The sequence below is a fragment of the Paraburkholderia fungorum genome, from assembly GCF_900099835.1.
Classification (GTDB): domain Bacteria; phylum Pseudomonadota; class Gammaproteobacteria; order Burkholderiales; family Burkholderiaceae; genus Paraburkholderia; species Paraburkholderia fungorum_A.
In genome coordinates this window covers 756,246-780,791 of sequence record NZ_FNKP01000003.1, presented here as the reverse complement: position 1 = coordinate 780,791, position 24,546 = coordinate 756,246, and the positions used below count along the sequence as shown (strand labels likewise).

Genomic DNA, 24,546 nt, shown 5'->3' with positions numbered 1-24,546 from the left:
TCAAAGGCCCCTTTCGAGAAAGCGTGCAATCGCGAGAACGGCCAGAAAACTGAGCAATCCGTAGACGAGCGCGACATCGATATAAACGATACGGCCCGACGTTTGCGCGTACAGCGCAATCAGCGAAAGCGAGATGACGGTGAGCGTGTCGATGGCGACGACCCGGTCGATGAGCGTCTTGCCGAGCACGAGGCGGATAACAGCGAAAAGAATGGCGAAAAAGATCAGGACAGTGGCGAGCTGAAGCATGATCTCAGCCAAAGACTTTCTCCAGATGCTTTTCAAAAGGCGTGACCAGCGCCTCGGTGGCTTCATCGATATCGGTAGTCTTGACGTCGAGCCAGTGAATAAACAGGATGTCGTCGCGAATATCCATCACGAGCGAGCCTGGTGTGAGCGCAATCGAATTAGCGAGCGCGAGGCGGCCCATGGGCGATTTCAGGTTGGTGCGAACCTTGATGATGCCAGGCGTTATGTCGATACGGCGCGCGTAGACATAAGCCATCATGTTCAGATTGGAGCGCACCAGTTCGACGATGAAGGTGCCGCTATAAGCGAGAAAGTGATAGAGCGAGCGGGGCGTCAAGCGCACCTGCCGCCATGCGTCGCATGTCGACGCAAACACATGGGCCAGCACCAGTGTGATCACTGCGCCCACGAGCGCGGGTGCGATGGCCAACGACGCGTTGGCGACCATCCAGATTGCAAACAGGATGACCCAGAGGCCGAACATCCCCTGAGGAAATAACGACGAGACAGGTTTTTCGTTGTGCGAAGCCACGTCTTCAGTTTCCAAAAGAGGGTCCCAGAAAAATTCTAGGTGACAACCTGTGGCAAATCAACCGACAGGCGGCGCAGGCAGTTCGACTGGGCGGTGATTCTTCAATGGAAAAACATAAGCAAAGCCCGGCGCTCTGACATCGCAAATCTGTGTCGTTGTTGACGGGTGAAACAAGCGCGAAGCCTTTGAGTTCGCTTCAACGATTCGGTCAATATAACGCAACTAACCGTCCGCGCCGTTTAGCGACCATAAATTGAAAACGCGCGGCAGCAAGTTTTATGTTCTCGCTACTGCTGGCTTACAGAAAGCGGAGGGCGAGCCTACTCGCGTTGAGCGCCATTTTCGGATCTTCTCTTAACGAATCGAAAGCGTTCTTTCTCTGCGGAGAATGCTGCTGCGGTGCCGTCGATTTACAAGCCATCTTTCTCCACGAACTCTTGGCCTATCAACCCGACGCATTCAAATGCTACAAAAGAGATTCAATAGGAAGAATCGACAGCATCCACACGCCCATCCGCCCATACCACGTCGTATTAGGCTCCGTGTTGTGGCGGATTTCCTGGTCGCCGTTTCGCTCGATCCAGTAGAGCTTGCCATTCTCGTCAAGCTGCACGACGTACGCGACCTTCGGCAGCAACGCGAGGAACTTGGTCTCGATCTGCGTCGCCAGTTCCGGGCTGTCGATCACGAGACCCAACTCCGTATTCAGATGCGCCGAGCGCGGATCGAAATTGAACGAGCCGACGAATACCCGCTGCTGGTCCACCACGAAAGTTTTGGCGTGCAGGCTCGACCCCGAGCTACCGAAAGGACCCGGCGACTGCTCCTTCTTTTGAGCCACGGCAGGATCACGCCGCAACTCGTAAAGATGGACGCCGCTCCTGAGCAATTCGACCCGCCGCCTCATGTAGCCGGAGTGAACGGCGGCGACATCGGTGGCTTCGAGCGCGTTGGTCAGCACGCGAACTTCCACGCCGCGAGCCGCCAGGCCAGTCAGATATTGCGTGCCCGAAGTGGCGGGCACGAAGTACGGCGAAACCAGATCGATCTCGTGTTCAGGGTCGCCCAACACTTCTCTCAACTGATGAGAAATCAGCGCTTCCGGCGGCGCATTGTTCAAACCCTTCGCCGGGTCGTCGCTGATCATCTCCGTCTTCGCCCATTCGAGCGGCAACGTCGCGTCGAGCATGTTCTGCACGATATGCGGACCGCGCAGTGCATTCATATAGGCTTCGGCGGCCGGGTCCCGCTCGATTGCCTGCGCCTTGCGCGCCAGTTCATCGAGTTGCGCGGCGCTCACGTGCGGCACGATCCGGTCGACGGGATAAGACGACGCGCTCGCCCAATAGCGGTCGAAGTCCCGAGCGACATCGGCGGCGGCAGGACCGACCGCGAGCACGTCGAGATCCGCGAAGACGATGCCGTCGGTGGCGTCGAAGTATTCGTCGCCGATGTTGCGGCCGCCGAGAATCGTCGCGGTGCTGTCGGCGGTCATCGACTTGTTGTGCATGCGCCGGTTGGCGCGCGAGAAGTCGGTCAGGAAGCCGATGAATTTGGGTCGACGGACCGTGAACGGATTGAACAGCCGGACTTCGATGTTCGGATGCGCATCCAGTGCCGCCAGCGTCGGGTCGAGCGAAGAGGGAATGCCGAGGTCGTCCAGCAGCAGGCGCACACGCACACCGCGATCGGCGGCCTCGTGAATTTCCTCAAGCAGCAGAGTGCCGGTCAGATCGTTGCGCCAGATGTAGTACTGGATGTCCAGCGTGCGTTGCGCAGAACGGATCAGGTCCATGCGCGCGGCAAACGCCATGTGCGCGTCCGACAGCGGATAGATGCCCGCGAGGCCCGCGTGCGTCGCCAGTTCGGGGGCGACCGCGCGGCCGAGTTTCGTGGATGCGGCGTCCGCGGGACTCAGCGACACCGACTCCGTGCGATTCTCCAGCGACGGCAGCGCGCAGCCCGACAGCACGCTCGCGCAAAGCAGCCACGCCGACGCCCTGCCGACCGAACGACGCATCACGCGCAACGAAAACGGATGAGCTTTCAACGCTTGCATTCGGTCCAAGATATCCTCGGGGCTCGGAATCGGCCGCCCGGTTTTACAATGGAGACGTCACATGAACCGGCCTGGGAGATGACCCTTGGGACGGCAAACATGGCAATATCGCAACGACGTTTTGCCGCCGCCGAATGGCTTCCTGAATTGCGCGGCTTGCCCAGAATACTATGGCCGGAGGATGGCCGTTAATCGCAAACCGGTATTTCATTACAGCGACCGGCTCGCCCGATGGTAGCGGCGGCCCGGGCAAATTCGAACGAGGACCAACCCTGGCCCGTCCCGACCGTGCATCGACGGAGCCAGGTCTACTAGCGTTTCGTCTTACCGGAGTCGAGCACGTGAACATTGCCCGTTTGCTGGTTGCCAGCGTCCTGATCTTCGCAGTTGGCACGGCGCTGCAATTCATCTGGCCGTTACCGCAACCTGCGTCCTACCATCACTTCGCCGACGAGCGCTCGCTCGGCATGTTGCCCAACGCAGCGGACGTGTTGTCGAATATCGTGATTCTGGTCGCGGGCCTGATCAATCTCCGATGGGTCGCGCGTCACGCGAGGCACCAGCCAGCGCAGTTTCCGGGCATGCTGGTCGTGGCCATCGGGCTGATCCTCACCGCTTATGGCTCGGCTTACTATCACTTTGCACCGTCGGACGCGACGCTCGTGTGGGACCGGCTTCCCATGACGATCGTCTTCGCCGGCATTCTGGCGATGCTGTGGACGTCGGTCACCGGACAGCGGGTGGGCTGGGTGCCGATCGCGATACTCGTGATCGTTTCGGTGGGCACCATCGGCTACTGGCTCGCATTCGACAGCCTTTGGCCATATGCCGAACTGCAGTTTGGCGGCCTCGCGGTGATCGTCGTGATGACCCTCATTCGCAAGGTCGACGCGCCGCTCGGTTGGGGCATGGTGATCGGTTTCTATGCACTGGCCAAGGTATTCGAAACGCTCGACTGGCAGATCTGGGCGCTCACCGATCACCTGTTCGCAGGCCATGCGCTCAAACATATCGCGAGTGGTTTTGCCGGTGCGTCGATCATGCTGATTGCGAGCCGGTCGCGGGCAAACGTGGCTCGCGGTGTATCGGCGTGAACCGCCGCGAGCGCGACTGACTCAGGACACCTTGTCGGCCAGATCGAGAATCGAGCCTTCCGGCTTGAGCGTCGACAGAACGATGTTCGAATTGGTCGATAGCACGCCCGGCATTCGGTGCAACCGGTTGATCACGAAGTCCGAATAGTGGTCGAGGTTGCGCGCGCGCACGACGAGCACGTAGTTCGACGTGCCGGTCACGATTCGCGCGGAAATCACTTCGGGCCATTCGTTGATGGCCTCGATAAAGCGTTCGTGCCACTGGTCGATTTCCGGCCGCATGCACACGTGGACCAGCGCTTCGAATTCGACGCCGATCTTTTTCGGCGCAATCACGCAGCGATAGCCTGCGATCACGCCTTGCTCCTCCAGTATCTTCACGCGCCGCAGACACGCGGACGGCGATAGCTTGACCGCGTCGGCCAGGTCCTGATTGCTGATGCGCCCGTCTTTTTCGAGGACGCGCAGGATACGCATATCGGTTCGGTCGAGGTCCATGTCGAAGGATCATTCAATTTTCAGGTTGGAATTCACAGACTCTATCACGCACGGCTTTACCGGCACACGAATACCGAAGCCAATTCTATTTTTTCCTCGATAACATGCACGCAACATTTTTTACGGAGCGCACATGTTTGAGCACGTCACGCCTTATCCCGGCGATCCCATCCTCTCGCTGTTTCAGGACTTCCAGAAGGACGCCGCGCCGCGCAAGGTCAATCTGAGCATCGGTCTTTACTACGACGAGAAGGGCGCGATTCCAGTGCTGTCGAGCGTTCGCAGCGCCGCCGCGCGCGTCGCCGAAACGGGTGCGCCGCATACCTATTTGCCGATGGAAGGCACGCCAGCGTTTCGCGCAGCGGTGCAGCGCCTCGTGTTCGGAGAAGACTGCGCGGCGGTCCGCGAAAAACGCGTGGCGACGATCCAGACGCTCGGCGGCTCCGGCGCGCTGCGGCTGGGCGCCGAATTCATCAAGCGTTATTTCCCGGATAGCGCGATCTGGCTGAGCGACCCGACGTGGGACAACCATCGCGTGCTGTTCGTCGGTGCGGGGCTGGACGTTCATTCGTATCCGTACTACGACCGCGAGACCAACGGCATCCGTTTCGACGACATGCTCGCGACGCTGGACACGTTGCCCGCCCGCAGCGTGGTGCTGTTGCAGCCGTGCTGCCATAACCCCACGGGCATCGACATGACGCGCGAGCAATGGCAGGCGGTGATCGCCCGCCTGACGCAGCGCCAGTTGATCCCGTTCATCGACATGGCCTATCAAGGTTTTGGCGACGGCCTCGCCGAAGACGCGTGGCCGATCCGCGCGCTATGCGATGCGGGACTCGCGTTTCTCGTCAGCAATTCGTTCTCGAAGAATTTCTCGCTGTATGGCGAGCGGTGCGGCGGTTTGTCGTTCGTCTGCGCGGGCGAGCGTGAAGCCGCGAGCGTGCTGAGTCAGGTGCAGGCGGGCGTGCGCCGGATGTATTCGAGTCCGCCGCTGCACGGCACACAGTTGATTTCCACGGTGCTGAACGATGTCGAACTGACCGCTCAATGGGATGCTGAAGTGGCCGGTATGCGCAGCCGCATCAAGCGGATGCGTGCGGCGTTGCGTGAGCGTCTCGAAGCGGCGGTGCCCGGCATGTCGTTCGATTACCTGACGACGCAGCGCGGAATGTTCAGCTACACGGGAATTCTCCCGGCCGAAGTCGATGTGCTGCGCGAACGCTACAGCGTTTATCTGCTGCGTTCGGGGCGTCTGTGCGTCGCGGGGTTGAACGACGCGAATCTCGATCTCGTCGCTGACGCAATCGGCACCGTGCTGAACGCGCGTAGCAACGCGTGTGCGTCTCTTTCCTGACTTCGGGTATCAGCCATGCCAAACCTTATTTCAACGGGTCTTCCCGAACCCCGTCAGCCGTTTTCATGGGCCACGCACGCGAGCGGCCTGATGTTCACCGCGCACGGTCCCGTCGATGCACACGGCGAAATTGCCGGTGACGGCATCGCCGAACAGACGCGTCTGACTTTGCAGAATCTCGCTCAGGCAGTGATGGCGGCAGGCGCGCAAATGCAGGATGTCGCGCAGGTGCTGATCTACATGGCGAACGCGAAAGACATGCCGGCCATCGACGCCGAGTACCGCAAGTTTTTCGCCGCGCCTTATCCGAATCGCACGAGTGTTGCGGTGGCGGGCTTCGCGCATCCAGACATGTTGATCGAACTGGTGGCGTATGTGGCGCTGCCATCGGGTACGCCGTCGCCTTAATCGAGCCGGAACGAAACACCTGCTGTCGGACGTTGACGGCAGGTGTTTGGCGAAACGCAAAACGTCCGGCAGACACGTCGTGAGATTTACCATAACCACAAAGGGGAAGTCCAATGAAGAAATCAATAAGATTGGCATTGCCAACTATTATCGGAATCGCGGCGTCAAGTAGTGTCTTCGCACAAAGCTCGGTGACGCTGTACGGCATTCTCGATCAGAGCGTGCGCTTCACGACGAACGCGGACGCCGCGAACAACAGCAGCGTGCAGATGACCAACGGCGCGATCACCAATAGCCGCTGGGGCATGAAAGGATCGGAATCGCTCGGCGGCGATCTGAAGGCAATCTTCCAGTTGGAAAACGGCTTCGAACCGCAGAACGGCAAGATGGATCAGAACCTGCTGTTCGGCCGCTATGCGTATGTCGGTCTCGAAAGCGGCTACGGCACGCTGAAACTCGGCCGTCAGGCGACCGAGGGCTTCAATCTGTTCGGCGATCTCGATCCGCTGACTATCGGCAACTATACCGCCAACATGTGGCCGTATTTCCTGACGCAAGGACGCGTGAGCAATACCGTCAGCTATGCGGGTTCCGCAGCGGGCGTGAGCGTCGGCGCAAGTTATGGCTTTGGCGGTCAGCCGGGCAGCATCAGCGCCGATTCGTACTGGGGAGTGCGCTCGTCGTATGCACATGGCCCGCTGATGGTCGGCGCCGTCTACCAGAACACCCGCGACGCCGCAGGCAAATCGCAGCAGATGTGGGGCGCAGCCGGCCGCTACGCGATCGGCACCGCCACGCTGTTTCTCGGCTATATCGGCGGTAATGACGCCACTGGAATGATCGACGAGGACTACCTCAACGACAGCAGCCGGACCGTCACGTACGGCTCGTTTGCGGATAACCCGCGCAAGGACACGATCGGCTATACCGGCTTCACCTGGCAGATCAATCCGGCCGTTTCGCTGACGAGCGCGTTCTACTACGACAGCATCAAGAATGTGAACGGGATCGGCGGCAACAGCGGCAAGCGCTATACCGGCGTGGTCGAGGCAGAATACGCGTTGTCCAAAGCCACGCAGGTGTACGGTACGGTCGACTACAACAAGGTCTCGGGCGGCGCACAAACCGAATTGCCTGGCAACAGCAATCAGACGGGCGTCGCGGTGGGGCTTCGTCACATTTTCTGATTGCCGCGTGCGATAAGAGCTTGATTGAACAGTAGGCCGGACAGCGCGGGTCCGCGTAGATCCGGCCATTCAGAATCCAGTCACGCGGGTTAAATGCATCACGGAGGGTATTGATGAGACACGAAGATCAGTTCCAGAAAATCGTCGAGCGGGAAAGCGGTTTGCGTCGCGGCCTGAGCGCCACACAAATGTCGATGATCGCGATTGGCGGCGCGATCGGCACGGGTCTGTTCCTCGGCAGCGGATTCGCCGTCAGCTTCGCGGGCCCGAGCGTGCTGATCAGCTACGCGATCGGCGCACTGATTTCGTTGCTGCTGATGGGCTGTCTTGCGGAGATGACCGTCGCGCATCCCACCTCCGGGTCGTTCGGCGCATATGCCGAGCATTACGTCAGTCCGTGGATGGGTTTTCTGGTTCGCTACGCGTATTGGGCATGCATCGTACTCGCGGTCGGTACCGAAGTGACGGCTATTGCGCTGTACATGAAGTACTGGTTCCCGACAGTGCCGGGATGGCTGTGGATCGTCGGCTTTTCGAGCGTGCTCGTGATCGTCAACGCGCGCAGTGTCGACGTGTTCGGCTCGGTCGAGTACTGGTTTTCGCTCATCAAGATTTCGGCTATCGCGGCGTTCATCGTGCTGGGTGCCTACGTGGTGTTCATCAATCCGTCACTGGTCGCGGTCGCGCAGCCGGGGCAGGAAGCTTCGGCTGCCGGCTTCCATCACTATTTCGCGGATGGCGGTTTCTTCCCTAAAGGCGCGTGGGGAACATGGGTCGCGGTGATCGTGGCTATCTTCAGCTATCTCAGCATTGAGATGATCGCGGTTGCCGCAGGCGAAGCGCAGGACCCGGAGCGCGCGGTGACCAAAGCGTTCCGCTCCACGATCGTCCGCCTTGTGTTGTTCTATCTGGTGACGCTGGCACTGATGCTCGCCATCGTGCCCTGGACTGCAGCCGGCAAGGACCAAAGCCCGTTCGTCAAGGTGATGGAAGCCATGCACATTCCGGGCGCTGCGGGCGTCATCAATTTCGTGGTGCTGGTCGCGGCATTGTCGGCGATGAACAGCCAGCTCTACATCACCACGCGGATGATGTTCAGCCTGTCGCGCGCCGGACATGCGCCGCGCCGTCTGGGCGAAGTGAACCGGCGCGGTGTGCCGATGGGCGCGCTGTTGCTGTCCACGAGCGGCATTGCGCTGGCGACCATTCTGAGCGTCGTGTATCCGGATGCATCGTTCACGATCATGATGGCGATTTCGATGTTCGGCGCGCTGTTCACGTGGACCATGATTTTCGTCACGCACTATTTTTTCCGCCGACATTGGGTGGCAAGCGGTCGGCCGACGCTGCGCTTCAGGATGCGGGGCTTCCCGGTGCTGACGTTGCTTGGCGCGGGCCTGACGCTCGCGGTGACCGTCACGACATTGTTCACCCCCGAGTTCCGCATGACGCTGATTTTCGGCGTGCCTTTCCTGACGGTGCTGAGCGTTATTTATTTCGTCGGTTATCGTCGGCGTTCGTTGTCTGATCAGACGGTGCGCATTGCCGAAGAGGCGAGTTAAGCGGCGGGTAATTGTTTGCTGGTCGGTTGTGGAGGGCTCGCGTGACGAGCCTTCCTTTCCGGCGACGAGGGTATGATTTCGCTTTAAATCCGCTCGCCCCCGGCATGCTCGCGCTCAAACTCACGCTTGTCCCATTGTTCCTGCTGATCGTTTCGATGTCGGGCAAATGGTGGGGGCCATCCATCGCGGGGTGGCTGGCGGGTTTGCCGGTCGTAGCCGGTCCGATTCTGTATCTGCTGGTACTCGCGCATGGCCCGGATTTCGGCGCGCGTGCCGCCACGCTTTCCCTCTCTGCGATCCTCGCGTCCGAAGCATTCAATTTCGCCTATGCGTGGACCTGCCGTTCACGCTCGTGGCCGATTGCGTTGCTTGCGGGACTCGCCACCTGGTTGATCGCGGCCTTCGCTTTGTCCATGTTGCCGACCTCGCCGTTATGGGCCGCAATCGCCGCTTTGTCCGCCGTATGTTTCGGCCAGTCGTTCCTGCCCCGTAGTTCCGCGGTTGCTGCAGGTGCGCCGCTTTCGCGCGCCGATCTCGTCGGCCGGATGGTGGCCGGTGCAGCGCTCACGATCGTCGTCACATCGTTATCTGGATGGGCCGGTGCGACGTGGAGCGGTTTGCTTGCCGTATTTCCGCTGCTTGGCTCCGTGCTGTCGGTGTCGTCTCATCGCGCGCATGGACCGGCGTTCGTGATCTCGCTGCTGCGGGGCATGGTGCTCGGCAGGTTCTCGTTTGCAGCGTTCTGTCTGGTACTGGTATTCGTGTTGCCTCACCAGCATCCATTGCCCGCTTTTGCAGAGGCCGCATTCGTCGCGATGTTTGTGCAGTGGTGTACCAAACGGCTTGCCACGATGAAGAATCCAGAGAACGAGAAGCCAGCCGTTGTCGCTGCGGAATGATTACCTATGCCGATTTGCGCGGCCTTCGCTTCTACCTAGAAGCAACTCGCTGTGAAAATATTTTATTCGGCCGGATGGCAACGCTTCTTTTTATCGTGTTAAGCAAAGTGTGCGTATTCGCGTGAATTAATTTCGCCTTTACGGACTGCTTTCACGTCCTCGCTGCGCGAACATGTCTATTCGCGCCGTTGGCGCAACACCGCCGAAACGGATTGACGTTTTTATATTTTTCGTGGCGTTCTTTATTAAAAGAAAACCTGTTCTTCTTCTCGCCTCGCGCATCGAATAGAAAAAATTCGACGGAAATTCGATAGATGTTTTCAAGGATCGAATTCTTTACTTTTTCTTTTCTGTAGCCTTTAATGAGAGCGTCCCGCATCGCCCTCCCCCGAAGAACGATACCTCCAGAGGAAGTCATGAAATCAAAAGTCGCCGCACTCGTGATTATGTCTGCCTCGCTCGGTATGCTGTCGTCCCATTCTTTTGCGCAAGTCGCGGGCGCTCAGCCGCTTGGTGTAACCGTCACGCAATCTACCGATCTGATTCTCGGCTGGAGCGCCAAGAAGTCGATCCTGAATAAGGCCGTGTACAACGAAAACGGCGAGAAAGTGGGCGTTATCCACGACATCATCGTTGCGCCCGATCATTCGGTTTCGTTCGCGATCGTCGCGGCCAATCAGTTCCTTGGCGTGTCTCATCACGACGTCGCCATTCCGGTCGAACAGCTCGACTACCAGGACGGCAAGCTGATCCTGGCTGGCGCGACCAAGGCCGCGATCAAGGCGCTCCCCGTATTCGAGTACACCAGGGTGAAGGCGACTCCAACGCCGCGCTCGGAGTATCCGCATCACTAGTCGTGATTTTGCTGGGCGTTATGTGTAGCGGCTCGCCGGGTGTCGTCAGAAAAGGTTGAGGGCGAACTTTATTGCGTGGAACTGTCGGGCGGGAACCCATCGCGCGAATGGGATTGCGGCGCCTGGCCGTTGACTGTTCATCGGCATTGGAAGATCAGGATAGATCATGACGACTCCGCTCGACTCCGGCGCGCGCCCACCCGCGCCCAATTCCACGCGACGCCTTCTGCTGACCAGCATTCTGGCGAGCTATGCCAGTTCGTTCATTCCATGGACGCTTGCCGGGGCACAGACGCCTGCGTCGGCGCCGGCATCCGCGAACGTGCTCGACGACTTCCTGAGCGTGTCGCAACTCATCACCGGCCATGCGACGCTCGACGCGGCGCAAGCAAAGCGTCTGCATGACGGCCTCGTTGCGACGATGCCGTCATTCGCGGAACAGTTGAGCGCGTTGGCAGCATTTGTTGCCAGCAACAAACCCGCCGCCCACGATCTGCAAACATCGCTCGATGCGGCCAATGCGCCATTCGCCAAACTGCCCGCGCAGATCGCCACCGCCTGGTACATCGGCGTGGTCGGCTCGGGCGCGGCGGCGCGCTGCGTCACCTACGAGTCGAGCTTGATGAACATCGTGGTCGCGGACCGCCTGAAGCCGCCGAGCTATGCGTATGGTCCGTACGGAAGCTGGGGGCGCAATCCCCTGGCCGCCTGAAGTTCGTGCAGCCAATCCAGGGAATCCAACATGCCTGATCAGCAATCAGCGGACATCGTCGTGATCGGTTCGGGTATTTGCGGTGCACTCGCGGCCCAACGGCTTGCGTTGCAGGGCGCTTCGGTGCTGATTCTCGAAGCCGGCCCGCGACTGGATCGCGGACGCATCGTCGCGAATTTCCGCAATTCGCCGCGCAAGAGCGATTTCATGTCGCCGTATCCGTTTTCGTCGTGGGCGCCGCATCCGGTCTATCAGCCCGAGGACAATGGTTACCTCGTGCAGGCCGGGCCGTATCCGTACAAACCGGAGTACATCCGCATAGTAGGCGGCACGACCTGGCATTGGGCCGCGCAGGCGTGGCGGATCCTGCCGAACGATTTGCGCATCAAGACGCTTTACGGTGTGGGTCGCGACTGGCCGATCTCGTACGACGATCTCGATCCGTTCTATCAGGAAGCGGAAGTGAAGATGGGCGTCTCGGGCGCGCCGAATACCGGCTCGCCGCGCACGCAGCCGTTCCCGATGGAGCCGGTCGCTGAGTCGTATCTCGAACAGCGTTTTCGCGAACGGCTCGCGCCGGGCGGCTTCGAAGTCGTCACCAATACCACCGCGCGCAACAGCCGCACCTACGACAGCCGCCCGGCCTGCTGCGGCAACAACAACTGCATGCCGATCTGTCCAATCGACGCGCAATATCACGGCGGTCTCGCTGTCGATGCAGCGGAAAAAGCGGGAGCAAAACTGATCGCGAATGCGGTGGTGTACCGCATCGAACACGACGAGCGCGGCCTTATCGCAGCGGTCCATTACTACGACCCGGACAAGACCACGCATCGTGTGACGGGAAAGACGTTCATTCTGGCCGCGAACGGTATTGAAAGTCCGAAGCTGTTGTTGCTGTCCGCGAGCGATAAATACAGAAACGGGCTCGCGAACAGCTCCGATACGGTGGGCCGCTTTCTGATGGATCACCCGAGCAACGGCCTCGTATTCGACGCCGAAGAGGAACTCTGGCCTGGCCGTGGCCCGATGAGTCCGAGTTCGATCAACTCGCTTCGCGACGGCGCATTCCGCTCTGAGCACGCGGCGTTCCGCATCGACATTTCGAACTCGTCGCAGGTGCAATCGGTGACGCAGGCATTGATCGCGAAGGGCGTGTACGGCGCAGAACTGGAAGAGCAGATCCGCTATCACGCGGCGCGGCAGTGCAGCCTGAAGAACGTGCTGGAGATCCTGCCTGATCCGAATAATCGCGTGACGCTCAGCGACAAAAAAGACGCGCTCGGCATTCCCACTCCGCAAATGCACTACGCGATGAACGATTACGTCGATAAAGGCATGGCGGCGGCGCGCGAGGCGTACACCCAGATCGCCGGATTGATGGGCGGCACGAACCTGCGTTATAGCCCGGACGGCGTGTACGGCAACAATCAGCACATCACCGGCACGATGGCGATGGGCAGCGACCCGAAAGACTCCGTCGTCGACGCATTCGGACGCGCACACGATCACGAGAATCTGTATATCGCGAGTACCGGTGTGATGCCCACCGCCGCCACGGTGAACTCCACGCTGACGGGCGTCGCGCTCGCGCTGCGGTCGGCCGAACACATTCACGCGAACGCCTGACGATGACTCAATTACAGACCATGAAATTGATGCGTCGTCTTGGCACGGCGCTGCTCGTGTCGGCCGGGTTTTCGCTGGCAGTGCACGCAGCGGACGACGATCTCATCAAACAGGGCGAATATCTCGCGAAAGCCGGCGATTGCGTGGCGTGTCATACCGCACCGCATGGCAAGCCGTTTGCCGGCGGTTTGTCGTTATCCACGCCGCTTGGCAATATCGTGTCGACCAACATTACGCCTTCGAAAACGCACGGTATCGGCAACTACACGCTCGAACAATTCAGCGCGGCCTTGCGACGCGGGATTCGCGCGGATGGCCAGCATCTCTATCCGGCGATGCCCTACACGTCGTACACGCAAGTGACCGACGACGACGTGAAAGCGCTCTACGCGTACTTCATGCAGGGCGTGACACCGGTCGACGAATCGCCGCAGGCCACTGCGTTGCCGTTCCCGTTCAACGTGCGTCTTTCGATGGCTGTGTGGAATCTGCTGTTCCTCGATCATGGGCCGTTCGTGCCGGATTCGTCGAAAGGTGTTGAATGGAATCGCGGCGCTTATCTGGTGCGCGGCCTCGCCCATTGCAGCACGTGCCATACACCGCGCAATGTGCTGATGGCCGAGAACGGTGCGATGGGTCTCGCCGGCAGCGTGGTCGGCACATGGTACGCACCGAACGTGTCTTCCGATCCGGTCAGCGGCATCGGCTCCTGGAGCGAAGCGCAGATTGCGGACTATCTGCGCACGGGTCATGTGATCGACCGCGCCCAGGCGGCCGGCCCGATGGCCGAAGCGGTGGATAACAGCCTGAGTCATCTGAACGCCGGCGATCTGAGCGCGATGGCGACTTACCTCAAGTCGACGCCGCCAATCCGCAATGCCGGCGATGTGCAGGCCGCGCATACGTGGGGTGGTCCGAAAGGCAGCTTCGACGAGATTCGCGGCGTAGCTTTGCCCGCCGACGCCAACCAGATGAGCGGTCCGCAACTCTACGACGCGTATTGCGCGAGTTGTCATCAGGCGAAAGGAGAGGGGGCGGGTCAGGGTATCGACGGTCCGGGGCTGCCTTCGCTGTTTCACAACACGGCGCTCGGTCACGCGAACACCAACAATCTCGTGATGGTGATGCTCGAAGGCGTGCACCGGCAAGCCAGTGCACCGGATGTGCTGATGCCCGCGTTCGGCAACCTGCTTTCCGACCAGCAGATAACGACGCTCGGCAATTATCTGCTGGCACAGTATGGCAATCCGCAAGCGCACGTGACGGCCGAGCAGGTGAAGACTTTGCGCGCGGGTGGCGAGGCATCGCCGCTGGTGTTGATTGCGCGTGCCGGGCTGGTGCTGGCGGCCGTTATCGTGTTGATACTGCTGTTTCTGCTGACGCGCAGACGGCGGCCACGAATGGCGCGGCGTTGAACGGCCGATGGCGGCATCGTCGATGCAATGACCCATCTCGTCGAGTTGAGCGGAGCGTGTCGCCGAATCGCAATCGGACCGGCGATCTCACGTTAGCCCGATACCTGCCATGCCCGTTTCGAAATAACGGATCACCTCACGCGCGCCGTGCGACAACTGCCGCCGCGCGGCCACGCAGAGATGCAGTTGCAGCGGCTTCAGATGCGTGTCTTTGAGCGGCCGGAATTCCATCTGACCGGCTGCGACATCGACCGCCACATCGAGCCAGCACAGCACCGCGACGCCCACGCCCTGGCGCACCAGCGAGCGCATCATCTGCGTGTTGTTGCATGCCATGAAGCGCTGCGCGTCGACATCGTGCCGATCGAATAACGACGTCACGCGTTCGCTGATCACCAGCGGCGGCGCGGGAAGAATCGGCTTGTGATCGAGCGTATGGCTCACTCGCACATCGGCGTTATCACGCAACGAGTGGCCAGGTTGGAACGCCACGCCCAACGGCGCATTCGCGGACGCGCGGATCTGCAAATCTTTGGTCGATTCCGACGCCAGCAGCAAGCCGAAATCCACGTCACCGGCGACTATTTTTCGCGCCACCTCGTCGTTGTCCAGCACCTGCACGCCGACCGTCAAACCCGGATGATCCACCGCGAGCTTCGCGATGACTTCCGCGACGAAGCCTTCCGTTAGCGCGTCGATGATCGCGACTTCGATGTGGCCGCGCTTCAATCCCTGTAGCTCGTCGATCTGCGTCAGCGCACGGCGATAGTCGCGCTGCCAGCCGCGCACGAGATTGACGAACACTTCGCCTGCGGCGGTCAGACGCAAGCCGCCGGGTACGCGCTCGAACAGCGGCGCGCCAATTTCCTTCTCCGCCTGAAGCACCTGGCGGTCGATCGCGGAAGCCGACACATGCAGCGCTTCCGCTGCCTTGCGAATGCTGCCGTGTTCGACGATAGCGCTGAAGTAATTCGTGAAGCGTGAGAACGTAATCATGAGGGTGTTGAGTTTTTTGCAACGGGGTGACGACAATTTGCTTGTTTATTGGAACGGCGGCGTCCGTAAAAATCAAGTCATCAAATTTCGCAAACCGCATTGCTGCGGAATGCGGGCCTCGCCCACACAAAAAGGACGCCCCCATGACACCGACCAAGGCCATCGTCTCGCCCCCGCCCAATTGCACGTTCGATGCTGAAGACTGGCAGCGTCTCGCGATGCACTGGTATCCGATAGCCTTGAGCGACAGCGTGCGCGACGCGCCCGTCGCCGCGATGCTGCTCGACGAACCGCTCGTGGTGTATCGCGTGGACGGCAAACTGGTGGTCGCGCGTGATGTGTGCCCGCATCGCGGCGTGCCGTTGAGCATTGGCAAACATGATGGAGAAGGCGTGGTATGCCGCTATCACGGTTTGCGTTTCGGTGAGGGTGGTCGTTGCAACCGTATTCCCGCCAGCCCGACTATCCCGATTCCGGCCAAGCTGCATTTGCGCACGTATCCGGCCGTCGAACGCTATGGCCTGGTGTGGACCTGCATCGGCGAACCGATTGGCGCTGAGGCCGTGGAGCCGGTGATTCCCGCGATGCCGTTCTGGGACGACGCGAATTTCCAGCAGATCGTTTGCCCGACCGTCGATATCGGCGGATTTGCGGGTCGTCAGATGGAAGGCTTTCTCGATGTCGCGCATTTTGGCTGGGTACATACCGACACTTTCGGCGATCCCGACAACACCGAGGTGCCCGCCTATACGCCGGTCGAAACACCGGTGGGCTTCTTCGCGGACTATCGCAGCAATGTCGGCAACTATCCGATCGGCGCGATTCAACGCGGTCAGGAAGGCTTTGAATGGCTGCGTCATTTCGAGGTGCATCTGCCGTTCACGGCAACGTTGACGATTCATTTTCCGAACGATGGCCGGCTCGTGATCATGAACGCGGCGTCGCCGGTGTCCGCACGCAAAACGCGCCTGTTTGCGCCGATTGCGCGTAATTTCGACAAGGACCAGCCTGTCGAAGCCGTGCATGAATTCAATCTGCGTGTGTTCGAGGAGGACCGCATCGTGGTCGAAACGCAGAAGCCGGAATGCCTGCCGCTCGACCCGTCGCTCGAAGCGCACATCCCTGCAGATCGAAGCTCGATTGCGTATCGCAAGGGGCTCCGCAAGCTTGGGCTCAGCCCGATTTTTGCCGCGTGAGCGTTCACGCCAACGCGCATTTGACTACGGAGCAATCATGAACTCGTTACGCGTGACGGTGGCGTCGATCGACGCGCAAGGCACAGGGAACCGGCGTATCTGTCTCGTTCCCGCCGACGGCTCGCCGCTGCCCGCGTTCGATGCGGGCGCGCACATCGACGTGAAGTTGCCGGGCGGCATGGTTCGCCAATACTCGCTGGTCAACGCGCCGTGGTATCGCGACGGCTATGAGATCTGCGTGCGGCGCGATGCGCAGTCGCGTGGGGCGTCGGCTTATCTGCACGATGTGCTGTCGCCCGGCGACGTGCTCGATATCTCCGGACCGCGTAACTGCTTCGCGCTCGAACGCGCCGCGCGTTATGTGCTGGTTGCGGGCGGGATCGGCATTACGCCGCTGCTGGCGATGGCGCAGAATTTGTCGGCGCAGCGGATTCCGTTCGCGCTGCACTACTACGGCGGTAGCGAGAGCGACACGCCTTATCTGAAGGAACTGCGCGCAGGATTCGAAACGGGCACGGTGACGCTGCATTTTAGCGAGAGCGGCGACAGCTTGCGTCACGCGATGCCGGCCGAACTCGACGCGCCGCTTGCCGACTCGATGATCTATTTGTGCGGACCGTCGGGCTTCATGGAGTGTTTGCGCGGCGGTGCGTTGGAACGTGGCTGGTCGCCGTCGCAGATAAAGAGCGAAGCGTTCGACGCGCAGCCCGTTGTTGCGCAACACGGCGACGCTGCGTTTGAAGTGGAAATCGAATCGACTGGACAGGTGTTCGTCGTGCCGCCCGGCGAAACGATTGCGAGTGTGTTGCAAGCGGGAGATGTCGCGGTTTCGTTGTCGTGCGAGCAGGGTATTTGCGGCGCGTGCCTGACGGGAATCGTCTCAGGCCGCGCCGATCATCGCGACGAGGTGTTGTCCGGCGATGAACGGGACGCGCACACGCAGATTGCAATCTGCTGCTCCAGATCGACGACTTCACGAATCGTTCTCGCGCTCTGATCCTTACGCTGGACCATCTTCGCTAGACGTCTGCGGCTTCCATCGCTATATTCATAAGGATATAGCGATGCAGGAGTGGCAGATGGAAGTCGATATGAAGCAGGCAGTAGGCAGCAAATTCTCATTGGAGTCGATGCTTGTCGCTCGCGACAGGACGTGGGAAGTCGTCGAGCGTATGGCATCGATTATTCAACCGGGCATGCTTGAATCTGAAGCAAACGCGCAGTGCATGACCGTGATGAAAGAGATGGGCATGGACCGCATCTGGCATCCGGTGCTGATCCGGTTCGGCGAAAATACGTTGAAGACATTCAAGCAACGCTCGCAAGGCGACCCGCGTTTGCAGGAGCGCGACATTTTCTTTGTCGATCTCGGGGTAGTGTGGGACGGGCACGAGGGAGATGCGGGCGCGACGTTCGTGGTCGGCGGCGATGAAGAAATGCAAGCCTGCGCAGACGCCGCCAAAACCGTGTTCGACGAAGTCGAGCAGCACTGGCGCACAACGGGCGCGGGCGGCAAGGCGTTATACGAGTACGCGGAGCAACGTGCTACCGCACTTGGCTGGCGATTGAATCTCGACATTAAAGGTCATCGCGTCAGCGATTTTCCGCATGCAATTTATAAAGCCGGCAATCTCGGCGATTTCGACGCGTCGCTGAATCCGGGCGTGTGGATTCTCGAGATTCAACTGGCACATCCGACACGGCCTTTCGGCGCATTCTACGAAGATCTGCTGGTGTAACGTCGCCGCTGCGCGAAGCAGGAGACTCGCTGACAGGTTGCAGATATCATTCTGTGCTTGTCGCGGTCCGCGGTGCTGAAGGCTCTCTGAAAGACACCCGTGACCTCTGGCCAAGTCATCGAGTTCGTGAGGAGGCGCATTGGCAAAAGATACCGGCGAGCGAGAGTTCGAAAACTCTCCATCGGCCCGCGATAACCCACAAGGGGACAGCGGAAGCCTTGCAGGAAAAGTCACCGCAACAGGGCTATTCCTGATCTTCGCGCGCATCGGCCTCACGAGTTTCGGCGGCGGCTTGAGCGGCTGGTTCATGCGTGAGTTCGTGCACGACCGGCATTGGCTCTCAGAAGAAGAATTCCTTAACGGACTCGCCTTGTCGCAAGCGCTGCCGGGCGTCAATATCAAGAACCTGGCAATCTGGATTGGCTATCGTCTGCTCGGCTGGCGCGGCGCGCTTGCGGGCTTTTGCGGCATTATCTTTCCGCCGGCGATCTTTATCGTATTGCTCGGCGTGTTCTTCTCGGCAATCGCCTATTTCCCGCTCACGCATATCGCTTTAGCCGGCGCCGCCGCCGGTGCAATCGGGCTGTCGCTATCGATGGCGATAACTGCCGCGCGCAGATTGCCGCGACGCTTTTTCCCGTATCTCGTGTTGATCTCGACCTTCACAGCCGTCGCGTTATTCAGGGTGTCGCTCGTGTGGACCGTGCTGATAGCCGGGGTGTTGAGCGTCGGCTACGAATACGCGCGTTCAGCCCGTTCATCGCAGTGACGTTAAGTCCGTCGATCAAGTTCAGGAGAGTCAGACGAAGTGTCCCGATCCCTTATCGCACTCCTTTCGCTATTCGCGCCTCTGTCGATCGTGACGGTCGGCGGCGGCCAGGGGATTATTCCCGAGGTGCAACGGCAAGTCGTCGATGTTCATCACTGGATGACGCACGCCCAATTCCTCAGCGACTTCGCAATTGCACGTCTCGCTCCAGGTCCCGGGTCGTTGCTGGCGACCTTGATCGGCTGGCAGGTCGGTGGTTTTGGCGGAGCCGTGGTGGCGACTCTGGCATTGTTCGGACCGACCGCGTTCCTGATGTACGGCGTCGCGCATGTGTGGAACCGCCATGAAGGCGCGCGCTGGCTGAATGCTTTGCAGGCGGGGCTGCGGCCTGTCGCTGCGGGGCTTATTCTCGCAGCCGTGTACGTACTGGTAAAAGAACTCGACGGCGGCTGGATTGCGTGGGTCACAGCGGCAATTGCAACCGTGCTCGTGATGACGACCCGCATCAATCCACTGCTTCTGATTGCAGGTGGCGCGGCCGTGTTTGTCGGCGCGCATTTTGCGGGTTTGCTTTAGGGCATTGAGTACGTGACCGATCGGCCACGCTCACCGCTAAGATCACCCCGACCACATCCAATCAACGTTAGAAAAAAATCTATGCTGCGTTTCATCTTCATTCACGGCATTCTGAAGTTCGGCGTTCCCGCTACGATCATTTATCTTGCCGTCATTTTTGCATGGCACCACGTCATTACACTACCCGACGTAAAAGCGGCATTGCTCGGCACGTTGATACTTTACGGCGGCGTTAGCGGCTACATTGAATGGCGCAAACGCTTGCGGCGGATGTGAAACGGTTCGCTCCGCCATTCTTCACCGCCTGCATGACGACGACCACGCACACACTCGCGGCCTGCGTCACGCAGTCGTAAAGCTCAAGCGCGCTCGTTACCAGCGATAGTTCGCGCCGGCGAACACCTGGCGCCCATACCCGAAGAAACATGCAGTCGTGAAGTTGCACGACGCCACATAACGCTTGTTCAGCAGATTCTGCGCGTTGACGTACAACTCCGAACCCTTCATACGCGACGAAAGACGCCCGAGGTCATAACGCAGCGTCGCGTCGACGAGCAGAAAGCTGCTGACCTTATACGCGTCCTCATAAGCGTAAGTGGTGCCTGTAAAACGCACGCCCGCGCCACCGGAAAGTCCGGCCAGCGGACCGCGATGCAGCGTGTAATACGCCCACGCCGAAGCCTGATGCTGAGGCACCGAAGGCAGGAATTGCCCTTGCAGACCGCTGTTGTCCTTCGTGTACTTCGTATCGAGGAACGTATAGCTCGCGGTCACATTCAGCGAATCCGTCAGGCTCATCTTGCCTTCGACTTCGACACCGCGCGAACGCGCTTCACCGGCTTCGCTCTGGAAGGCCGGATTGCTGGCGTCGGTGGTCAGCAGGTTCTTGCGGGTCAGATCGAATAGCGCGACCGTGAACATCGCGTCCCAGTCGTTGGGCTGATACTTGACGCCGATCTCATACTGACGCGCGCGCTCGGGGTCGAACGGCTTGCCGTTCACGTCGAAGCCGGATTGAGGCGCGAACGATTCGGTGTAGCTCACATATGGCGCAATGCCGTTGTCGAACACGTAGGTCAGACCGGCACGCTTCGTGAACGCGCGAGCGGATTGCGTGGTGTTGGTGTTGTCGGTGACATCACGGGTCGACGAATTCGACCAGTCCTGGCGTCCGCTGATCGTGAACACGACATGATCCCAGCGCATCTGATCCTGCGCATAGACGCCGAACTGATTGTTGCGGACCTGGTACAGCGTGCGGTCGGGATCGGCGACCGATTGATAGTAGTCGGGCGCGAGAATGTCGAGCGAAGGCGCGGAGCCGTAGCCGATCAGATAGGAGCTGCCCACGTGCTGATAGTCGAAGCCGGTCAGCACCGTGTGATGAATCGGACCGGTCGAGAACTTGCCTTCGAGCTGGTTATCGAGCGCGACGGTGTTCATCTGATCCGTCGATGCAATCGAATAGCGGTCGAGGGTGCGGTTGTCCGCTTCCAGACCACTGCCGTACACGCTCGCGTAGTCCTGGCTCAAATGGTAGTAGCGGCCGTTCGCGCGCACCGTCCAGTTCGGATCGAACTTGTGCTCGAACTTATAGCCGACCGATGCCTGCGTGCGGCTGAATCGCTCGAAGCCCGCGTCGCCGTCGTAGAAGTCGGACGGCAATTGGCCGTAAGGGCTCGACAGAACCGAGCCTTGCGGCGGCACGCTGCCATACGACGTGCTGCGCGGATCGCGTTGATAAAGCGCCAGCAGCGTCAGCGTGGTCTTGTCGTCGGGACGCCATGTGAACGACGGTGCAATCGCGATGCGTTCGTTGCGTGTGGTGTTCACCTGGCCTTCCTCGTCGCGCGCGATGGCGGTGAGGCGGTACAGGTAGTGGCCGTCCGCGTCGAGCGGGCCGGAGAAATCGAAGGTCGCCTGCTTGTGCGCGTAGTTGCCGAACTCGACGCCCACTTCATGAAGCGGCGTGCGCGTCGGCAGCTTGCTTTCCTGATCCAGCACACCGCCCGCCGATGCCTGGCCGTACAGCACCGACACCGGACCCTTCAGCACTTCGATGCGGTCCATCATGAACGGATCGAGTTGCGGCACCGAATACATGCCGTTGCCGAGCAGCTTGAGTCCGTTCCAGTAAGTGTCCGCGTCGAAGCCGCGTACGGTCAGCATGTCGTAACGCGTCGCGACGCCGCCGCGAGTTTCCGCGGTGACGCCGGATGTGTAGCGCACGGCCGCGTTCAACGTCTGCGCGTTCTGCTGGGTCATCTGATCGCGCGTGATGACGGAGACCGATTGCGGCGCTTCCAGCAGCGACGTGCCGGTTTTGGTCGCGGAGTTGGTCGTCGATGCAACATAGCCGACGGTCGGTCCATAGGAGCTGTCCTGCACGCTCTGCCCGGAGACCTTGACGGCAGGAAGCGTTTCGCCGTCGGTTGCGTCGCTCGTATTGGCGGGACGCGACTTGACCGTGAACACACCGGGGCTGTTTTCCGCTGCCTCAAGCTTCGTGCCCGCGAGCAGCGCCGCGAGGCCGCCGCTGACCGTGAAATTGCCGCTGATGCCCTTCGTGCTCAAGCCGTCGACCAGACGCGAGTCCAGTTGCACGGTCACGCCGGCCTGACTGCCGAAGTCGGCCAACGCCGCACCGAGCGGTCCCGCCGACACGGTGAACGCCTGTTGCGCGGATTTAGCGGAGACCGCAGGGGCGACGGACGTGGCATCGGCCGCGCGGCTGGCGGGGGCCACCGCGATGCTCGACAACGCGAGCGCGGCGGGGACGCCGCGCAACGCGATCACCATCGCTTGGCGGGAAAGTGAAGCGGCACGACTGCGGGAAACGGTTCGGCGGGAAGTCACTGCGGTTTTACGAAGACGGCGTGCGGACATGAATGTTCCTGGTCAGGCGGTTGCTGTTTGTTGCTCCTATATCGATGACACGCGAGATCGGGAAAGGGGACATGCAAACGCGAAATTTTTCCGGACGTGACGGCAGCGGGGGATTGAGCGGCGAACAGCGGCGACGATCAGGCAGACGCGTTCAGGTCTCAGTTGCTTGATGGCCGGCGGCGATCGTCACCCAGTAGCGGGTTCGATAGATAACCCGCACCGGCAAGGTGTCTGGCAGCGCGGCGAGGATGTTGTCGGTATTGCCGATCTGGAAAGCACCCGTGATCCGCAGATTCGCCACCGCCGGGTCGCAGCGCAATACGCCTGGCCGATAGCGGCTGAGTTCCGCGGCAAAGTCGTCGAGGCGCACGCTGTCGGCGAACAGCACGCCGCGCGACCAGTCGGCGATATGGCGATCCACAGCGGAAGCGGGGTCGATCGATGTGGCGGTGAAGCGGGTCTGCTCGCCCGCCGCGATCACGCGTTTCAACGCTGGCATCGAAACCGGTGTGATCTCCACCGCTCCGTGCAGGACGGCGACGCGCGTCGCGTCGTCCGGTTCGCGGCGCACGTCGAAACGCGTGCCGAGCGCGCGAATGTCACCCTGAGAGGTCTGCACGATAAACGGCCGGTAACTACCGGATACGCGATTCGCGTCCGGACCGGTCTCGACCAGAATCTCGCCGGTGTGAAGCACGACCCGGCGTTCGGTGTCGCTGAACGCGATATCGAAAGCGGTGGACGTGTTCAGATCGACGCGCGTTCCGTCCGCGAGCACGACGGTGCGGCGCTCGCCGGTGGCGGTGCGTTCGTCCGAGGTCCACTCGCGCCAAGGTGCCACCCGATACGCCATATAACCCGCCGACCCCGCGACGAGCAACGCGCTCAGCGTCTTGATCGCCGCGCGCCGGTCGAAACGGTTTTCGCGCCCGAGCGCAGGCAGTCCCACGCCGGGCTGAAGCATGCTGAATTTCCGGTCGATTTTCTGTGCCCGTTGCCATGCCCGCTCATGCTCGGGATCGGCCGCGCGCCAGCGTGCGCAGGCCGCGAGATTCTCCGGCGTCGCGTCGTCGTGCAGACGCACGAGCCAGCCGGCGGCGGCGCGCGCAACCGCGCGTTCGAGCGGACGCGAATCGTTGGAATTGTCGGAATCGTCGGTAGCGGCTCGCGCGGACTTCAGGTCGTCAGCAGGATGCATTCTTCGTAGGCCGCGGCCATGTAGCGTTTCACCGTGCGGATATTTACCTGAAGCCGTTCGGCGATCTCGGCGTAGGTCAGCCCTTCGAGTTGCGCGAGCAGGAACGTCGTGCGGGCCTTGGCACTGAGACGGTCGAGCATCGCGTCGATCTCGTGCAGCGTTTCGAGAATCACCGCCTGATCTTCCGGCGACGGCACCAGCGATTCCGGCAGCGTGGAGAGCGCGTCGAGGTAAGCGCGTTCCAGCGAAAGCCGCCGGTAATGGTTGAGCACGAGCCGTCCGGCGACCGTGGTCAGGTACGCACGCGGTTCGCGCAGATCGAGGTCGGGATCGAGCGCGTTCTGCCGGTCACGCGCGCAGAGGATGCGCAGAAACGTGTCGTGCGCCAGATCGGCGGCGTCAAACGCGTTGCCCAATTTGCGATGCAGCCAGGATTGCAACCACCCGTGATGATCACGGTACAGCGCGCGCACCCCCTGCTGCGCGTCGAGTGGAACGGAAGACATCGCACAATCCTCTTGCATCGATTGGAATAAGAACCATTCTCATTTATAACTCAATCGGCATATTTCCGCAACGCGCTGAAAGGGAAGTGTGCTTGATTTGCAACGTTTTACGGCGGGACACGCATGTTGCACATGGCTTATTAATCCTACTATCAGACGGATGATGCATTGCAGCGGGCGGTAGTCTGCGAAGGTCCGCGCAGCGCAAAGCAGACCGGTCTTTGC

24 protein-coding genes are annotated in these 24,546 nt (G+C 60.6%); 16 read left to right on the top strand and 8 right to left on the bottom strand.

Annotation, left to right across the window (positions count from 1 at the left end; all coding sequences use genetic code 11):
* From BLS41_RS32765 to BLS41_RS32755, 3 genes are all read right to left on the bottom strand, one after another.
* A complete protein-coding gene (locus BLS41_RS32765; protein ID WP_074771899.1) occupies nt 1–261 on the bottom strand; it encodes an MrpF/PhaF family protein in 261 nt (86 codons plus the stop codon).
* Nucleotides 254–781, bottom strand: a complete 528-nt coding sequence (locus tag BLS41_RS32760; protein ID WP_074771897.1) for a Na+/H+ antiporter subunit E — start codon at nt 779–781, stop codon at nt 254–256. Before BLS41_RS32760 ends, BLS41_RS32765 begins: the two co-directional genes overlap by 8 nt.
* Before the next feature lie 466 nt (nt 782–1,247).
* The gene (locus BLS41_RS32755; protein ID WP_143026484.1) at nt 1,248–2,801 is read right to left on the bottom strand and encodes a phospholipase D family protein; all 1,554 of its coding nucleotides are present in this window, start codon (nt 2,799–2,801) and stop codon (nt 1,248–1,250) included.
* 380 nt (nt 2,802–3,181) lie between these two features.
* On the opposite strand from BLS41_RS32755, the gene BLS41_RS32750 reads away from it, so the two are divergent.
* Nucleotides 3,182–3,934, top strand: a complete 753-nt coding sequence (locus tag BLS41_RS32750) for a ceramidase domain-containing protein (protein WP_074771893.1) — start codon at nt 3,182–3,184, stop codon at nt 3,932–3,934.
* 21 nt (nt 3,935–3,955) lie between these two features.
* Here BLS41_RS32750 and BLS41_RS32745 read toward each other — a convergent pair whose 3' ends face one another.
* A complete protein-coding gene (locus BLS41_RS32745) occupies nt 3,956–4,432 on the bottom strand; it encodes an Lrp/AsnC family transcriptional regulator (RefSeq protein WP_074771891.1) in 477 nt (158 codons plus the stop codon).
* A gap of 133 nt (nt 4,433–4,565) precedes the next feature.
* Here BLS41_RS32745 and BLS41_RS32740 point away from each other — a divergent pair, with 133 nt between their 5' ends.
* The 9 genes from BLS41_RS32740 to BLS41_RS32700 all read left to right on the top strand — a co-directional run bounded on the left by BLS41_RS32740 (nt 4,566) and on the right by BLS41_RS32700 (nt 14,455).
* On the top strand, nt 4,566–5,789 hold the full coding sequence (locus BLS41_RS32740; protein ID WP_074771889.1) for an amino acid aminotransferase: 1,224 nt from the start codon (nt 4,566–4,568) through the stop codon (nt 5,787–5,789).
* 15 nt (nt 5,790–5,804) lie between these two features.
* On the top strand, nt 5,805–6,197 hold the full coding sequence (locus BLS41_RS32735; RefSeq protein ID WP_074771887.1) for a RidA family protein: 393 nt from the start codon (nt 5,805–5,807) through the stop codon (nt 6,195–6,197).
* A gap of 113 nt (nt 6,198–6,310) precedes the next feature.
* Complete coding sequence (locus tag BLS41_RS32730) at nt 6,311–7,384, top strand: porin (RefSeq protein ID WP_074771885.1); 1,074 nt, start codon at nt 6,311–6,313, stop codon at nt 7,382–7,384.
* A gap of 113 nt (nt 7,385–7,497) precedes the next feature.
* Entirely contained in the window at nt 7,498–8,946 is a 1,449-nt protein-coding gene (locus BLS41_RS32725) for an amino acid permease (protein WP_074771883.1), read from the top strand.
* 104 nt (nt 8,947–9,050) lie between these two features.
* Nucleotides 9,051–9,845 carry a hypothetical protein gene (locus tag BLS41_RS32720; RefSeq protein WP_074771881.1) on the top strand — a complete coding sequence of 265 codons (795 nt, stop codon included), beginning with the start codon at nt 9,051–9,053 and terminating at the stop codon, nt 9,843–9,845.
* A gap of 416 nt (nt 9,846–10,261) precedes the next feature.
* Nucleotides 10,262–10,699 carry a PRC-barrel domain-containing protein gene (locus tag BLS41_RS32715; protein ID WP_074771879.1) on the top strand — a complete coding sequence of 146 codons (438 nt, stop codon included), beginning with the start codon at nt 10,262–10,264 and terminating at the stop codon, nt 10,697–10,699.
* A 166-nt stretch (nt 10,700–10,865) separates the two neighbouring features.
* Complete coding sequence (locus BLS41_RS32710; RefSeq protein WP_074771877.1) at nt 10,866–11,411, top strand: sugar dehydrogenase complex small subunit; 546 nt, start codon at nt 10,866–10,868, stop codon at nt 11,409–11,411.
* A 30-nt stretch (nt 11,412–11,441) separates the two neighbouring features.
* Nucleotides 11,442–13,040 (top strand): GMC family oxidoreductase, encoded by a 1,599-nt coding sequence (locus tag BLS41_RS32705; protein WP_074771875.1) that lies wholly within the window; start codon nt 11,442–11,444, stop codon nt 13,038–13,040.
* A 2-nt stretch (nt 13,041–13,042) separates the two neighbouring features.
* Nucleotides 13,043–14,455, top strand: a complete 1,413-nt coding sequence (locus BLS41_RS32700; protein WP_253189863.1) for a cytochrome c — start codon at nt 13,043–13,045, stop codon at nt 14,453–14,455.
* An 87-nt stretch (nt 14,456–14,542) separates the two neighbouring features.
* Here BLS41_RS32700 and BLS41_RS32695 read toward each other — a convergent pair whose 3' ends face one another.
* Complete coding sequence (locus BLS41_RS32695) at nt 14,543–15,451, bottom strand: LysR family transcriptional regulator (RefSeq protein ID WP_074771873.1); 909 nt, start codon at nt 15,449–15,451, stop codon at nt 14,543–14,545.
* 143 nt (nt 15,452–15,594) lie between these two features.
* On the opposite strand from BLS41_RS32695, the gene BLS41_RS32690 reads away from it, so the two are divergent.
* From BLS41_RS32690 to BLS41_RS32665, 6 genes are all read left to right on the top strand, one after another.
* The gene (locus tag BLS41_RS32690) at nt 15,595–16,647 is read left to right on the top strand and encodes an aromatic ring-hydroxylating dioxygenase subunit alpha (protein ID WP_074771871.1); all 1,053 of its coding nucleotides are present in this window, start codon (nt 15,595–15,597) and stop codon (nt 16,645–16,647) included.
* A 37-nt stretch (nt 16,648–16,684) separates the two neighbouring features.
* Nucleotides 16,685–17,644, top strand: a complete 960-nt coding sequence (locus BLS41_RS32685; protein WP_074771869.1) for a PDR/VanB family oxidoreductase — start codon at nt 16,685–16,687, stop codon at nt 17,642–17,644.
* Between the two features lie 82 nt (nt 17,645–17,726).
* The gene (locus BLS41_RS32680; RefSeq protein ID WP_074773311.1) at nt 17,727–18,386 is read left to right on the top strand and encodes a M24 family metallopeptidase; all 660 of its coding nucleotides are present in this window, start codon (nt 17,727–17,729) and stop codon (nt 18,384–18,386) included.
* A 250-nt stretch (nt 18,387–18,636) separates the two neighbouring features.
* Nucleotides 18,637–19,155 carry a chromate transporter gene (locus BLS41_RS32675; protein ID WP_074773307.1) on the top strand — a complete coding sequence of 173 codons (519 nt, stop codon included), beginning with the start codon at nt 18,637–18,639 and terminating at the stop codon, nt 19,153–19,155.
* A gap of 39 nt (nt 19,156–19,194) precedes the next feature.
* Nucleotides 19,195–19,731, top strand: coding sequence for a chromate transporter (locus BLS41_RS32670; protein ID WP_074771867.1), 537 nt, complete (start codon nt 19,195–19,197; stop codon nt 19,729–19,731).
* 81 nt (nt 19,732–19,812) lie between these two features.
* The gene (locus tag BLS41_RS32665) at nt 19,813–20,007 is read left to right on the top strand and encodes a hypothetical protein (RefSeq protein ID WP_074771865.1); all 195 of its coding nucleotides are present in this window, start codon (nt 19,813–19,815) and stop codon (nt 20,005–20,007) included.
* Between the two features lie 96 nt (nt 20,008–20,103).
* Here BLS41_RS32665 and BLS41_RS32660 read toward each other — a convergent pair whose 3' ends face one another.
* The 3 genes from BLS41_RS32660 to BLS41_RS32650 form a co-directional block, all read right to left on the bottom strand.
* Nucleotides 20,104–22,617, bottom strand: coding sequence for a TonB-dependent siderophore receptor (locus tag BLS41_RS32660; protein ID WP_253189862.1), 2,514 nt, complete (start codon nt 22,615–22,617; stop codon nt 20,104–20,106).
* Between the two features lie 151 nt (nt 22,618–22,768).
* Nucleotides 22,769–23,815 carry a FecR domain-containing protein gene (locus BLS41_RS32655; RefSeq protein WP_074771861.1) on the bottom strand — a complete coding sequence of 349 codons (1,047 nt, stop codon included), beginning with the start codon at nt 23,813–23,815 and terminating at the stop codon, nt 22,769–22,771.
* A complete protein-coding gene (locus BLS41_RS32650; protein WP_074771859.1) occupies nt 23,794–24,321 on the bottom strand; it encodes a sigma-70 family RNA polymerase sigma factor in 528 nt (175 codons plus the stop codon). The genes BLS41_RS32655 and BLS41_RS32650 overlap by 22 nt, the downstream gene beginning before the upstream one ends.
* Nucleotides 24,322–24,546: the final 225 nt, after the last annotated feature.

Coding starts and splice junctions, on each gene's coding strand:
- BLS41_RS32720 (WP_074771881.1), top strand. CDS start 9,051: ATGCTCGCGCTCAAACTCACGCTTGTCCCATTGTTCCTGCTGATCGTT.
- BLS41_RS32745 (WP_074771891.1), bottom strand. CDS start 4,432: ATGGACCTCGACCGAACCGATATGCGTATCCTGCGCGTCCTCGAAAAA.
- BLS41_RS32755 (WP_143026484.1), bottom strand. CDS start 2,801: ATGCGTCGTTCGGTCGGCAGGGCGTCGGCGTGGCTGCTTTGCGCGAGC.
- BLS41_RS32725 (WP_074771883.1), top strand. CDS start 7,498: ATGAGACACGAAGATCAGTTCCAGAAAATCGTCGAGCGGGAAAGCGGT.
- BLS41_RS32740 (WP_074771889.1), top strand. CDS start 4,566: ATGTTTGAGCACGTCACGCCTTATCCCGGCGATCCCATCCTCTCGCTG.
- BLS41_RS32705 (WP_074771875.1), top strand. CDS start 11,442: ATGCCTGATCAGCAATCAGCGGACATCGTCGTGATCGGTTCGGGTATT.
- BLS41_RS32660 (WP_253189862.1), bottom strand. CDS start 22,617: ATGTCCGCACGCCGTCTTCGTAAAACCGCAGTGACTTCCCGCCGAACC.
- BLS41_RS32655 (WP_074771861.1), bottom strand. CDS start 23,815: ATGCATCCTGCTGACGACCTGAAGTCCGCGCGAGCCGCTACCGACGAT.
- BLS41_RS32685 (WP_074771869.1), top strand. CDS start 16,685: ATGAACTCGTTACGCGTGACGGTGGCGTCGATCGACGCGCAAGGCACA.
- BLS41_RS32715 (WP_074771879.1), top strand. CDS start 10,262: ATGAAATCAAAAGTCGCCGCACTCGTGATTATGTCTGCCTCGCTCGGT.
- BLS41_RS32690 (WP_074771871.1), top strand. CDS start 15,595: ATGACACCGACCAAGGCCATCGTCTCGCCCCCGCCCAATTGCACGTTC.
- BLS41_RS32650 (WP_074771859.1), bottom strand. CDS start 24,321: ATGTCTTCCGTTCCACTCGACGCGCAGCAGGGGGTGCGCGCGCTGTAC.
- BLS41_RS32665 (WP_074771865.1), top strand. CDS start 19,813: ATGCTGCGTTTCATCTTCATTCACGGCATTCTGAAGTTCGGCGTTCCC.
- BLS41_RS32730 (WP_074771885.1), top strand. CDS start 6,311: ATGAAGAAATCAATAAGATTGGCATTGCCAACTATTATCGGAATCGCG.
- BLS41_RS32710 (WP_074771877.1), top strand. CDS start 10,866: ATGACGACTCCGCTCGACTCCGGCGCGCGCCCACCCGCGCCCAATTCC.
- BLS41_RS32680 (WP_074773311.1), top strand. CDS start 17,727: ATGGAAGTCGATATGAAGCAGGCAGTAGGCAGCAAATTCTCATTGGAG.
- BLS41_RS32695 (WP_074771873.1), bottom strand. CDS start 15,451: ATGATTACGTTCTCACGCTTCACGAATTACTTCAGCGCTATCGTCGAA.
- BLS41_RS32700 (WP_253189863.1), top strand. CDS start 13,043: ATGACTCAATTACAGACCATGAAATTGATGCGTCGTCTTGGCACGGCG.
- BLS41_RS32735 (WP_074771887.1), top strand. CDS start 5,805: ATGCCAAACCTTATTTCAACGGGTCTTCCCGAACCCCGTCAGCCGTTT.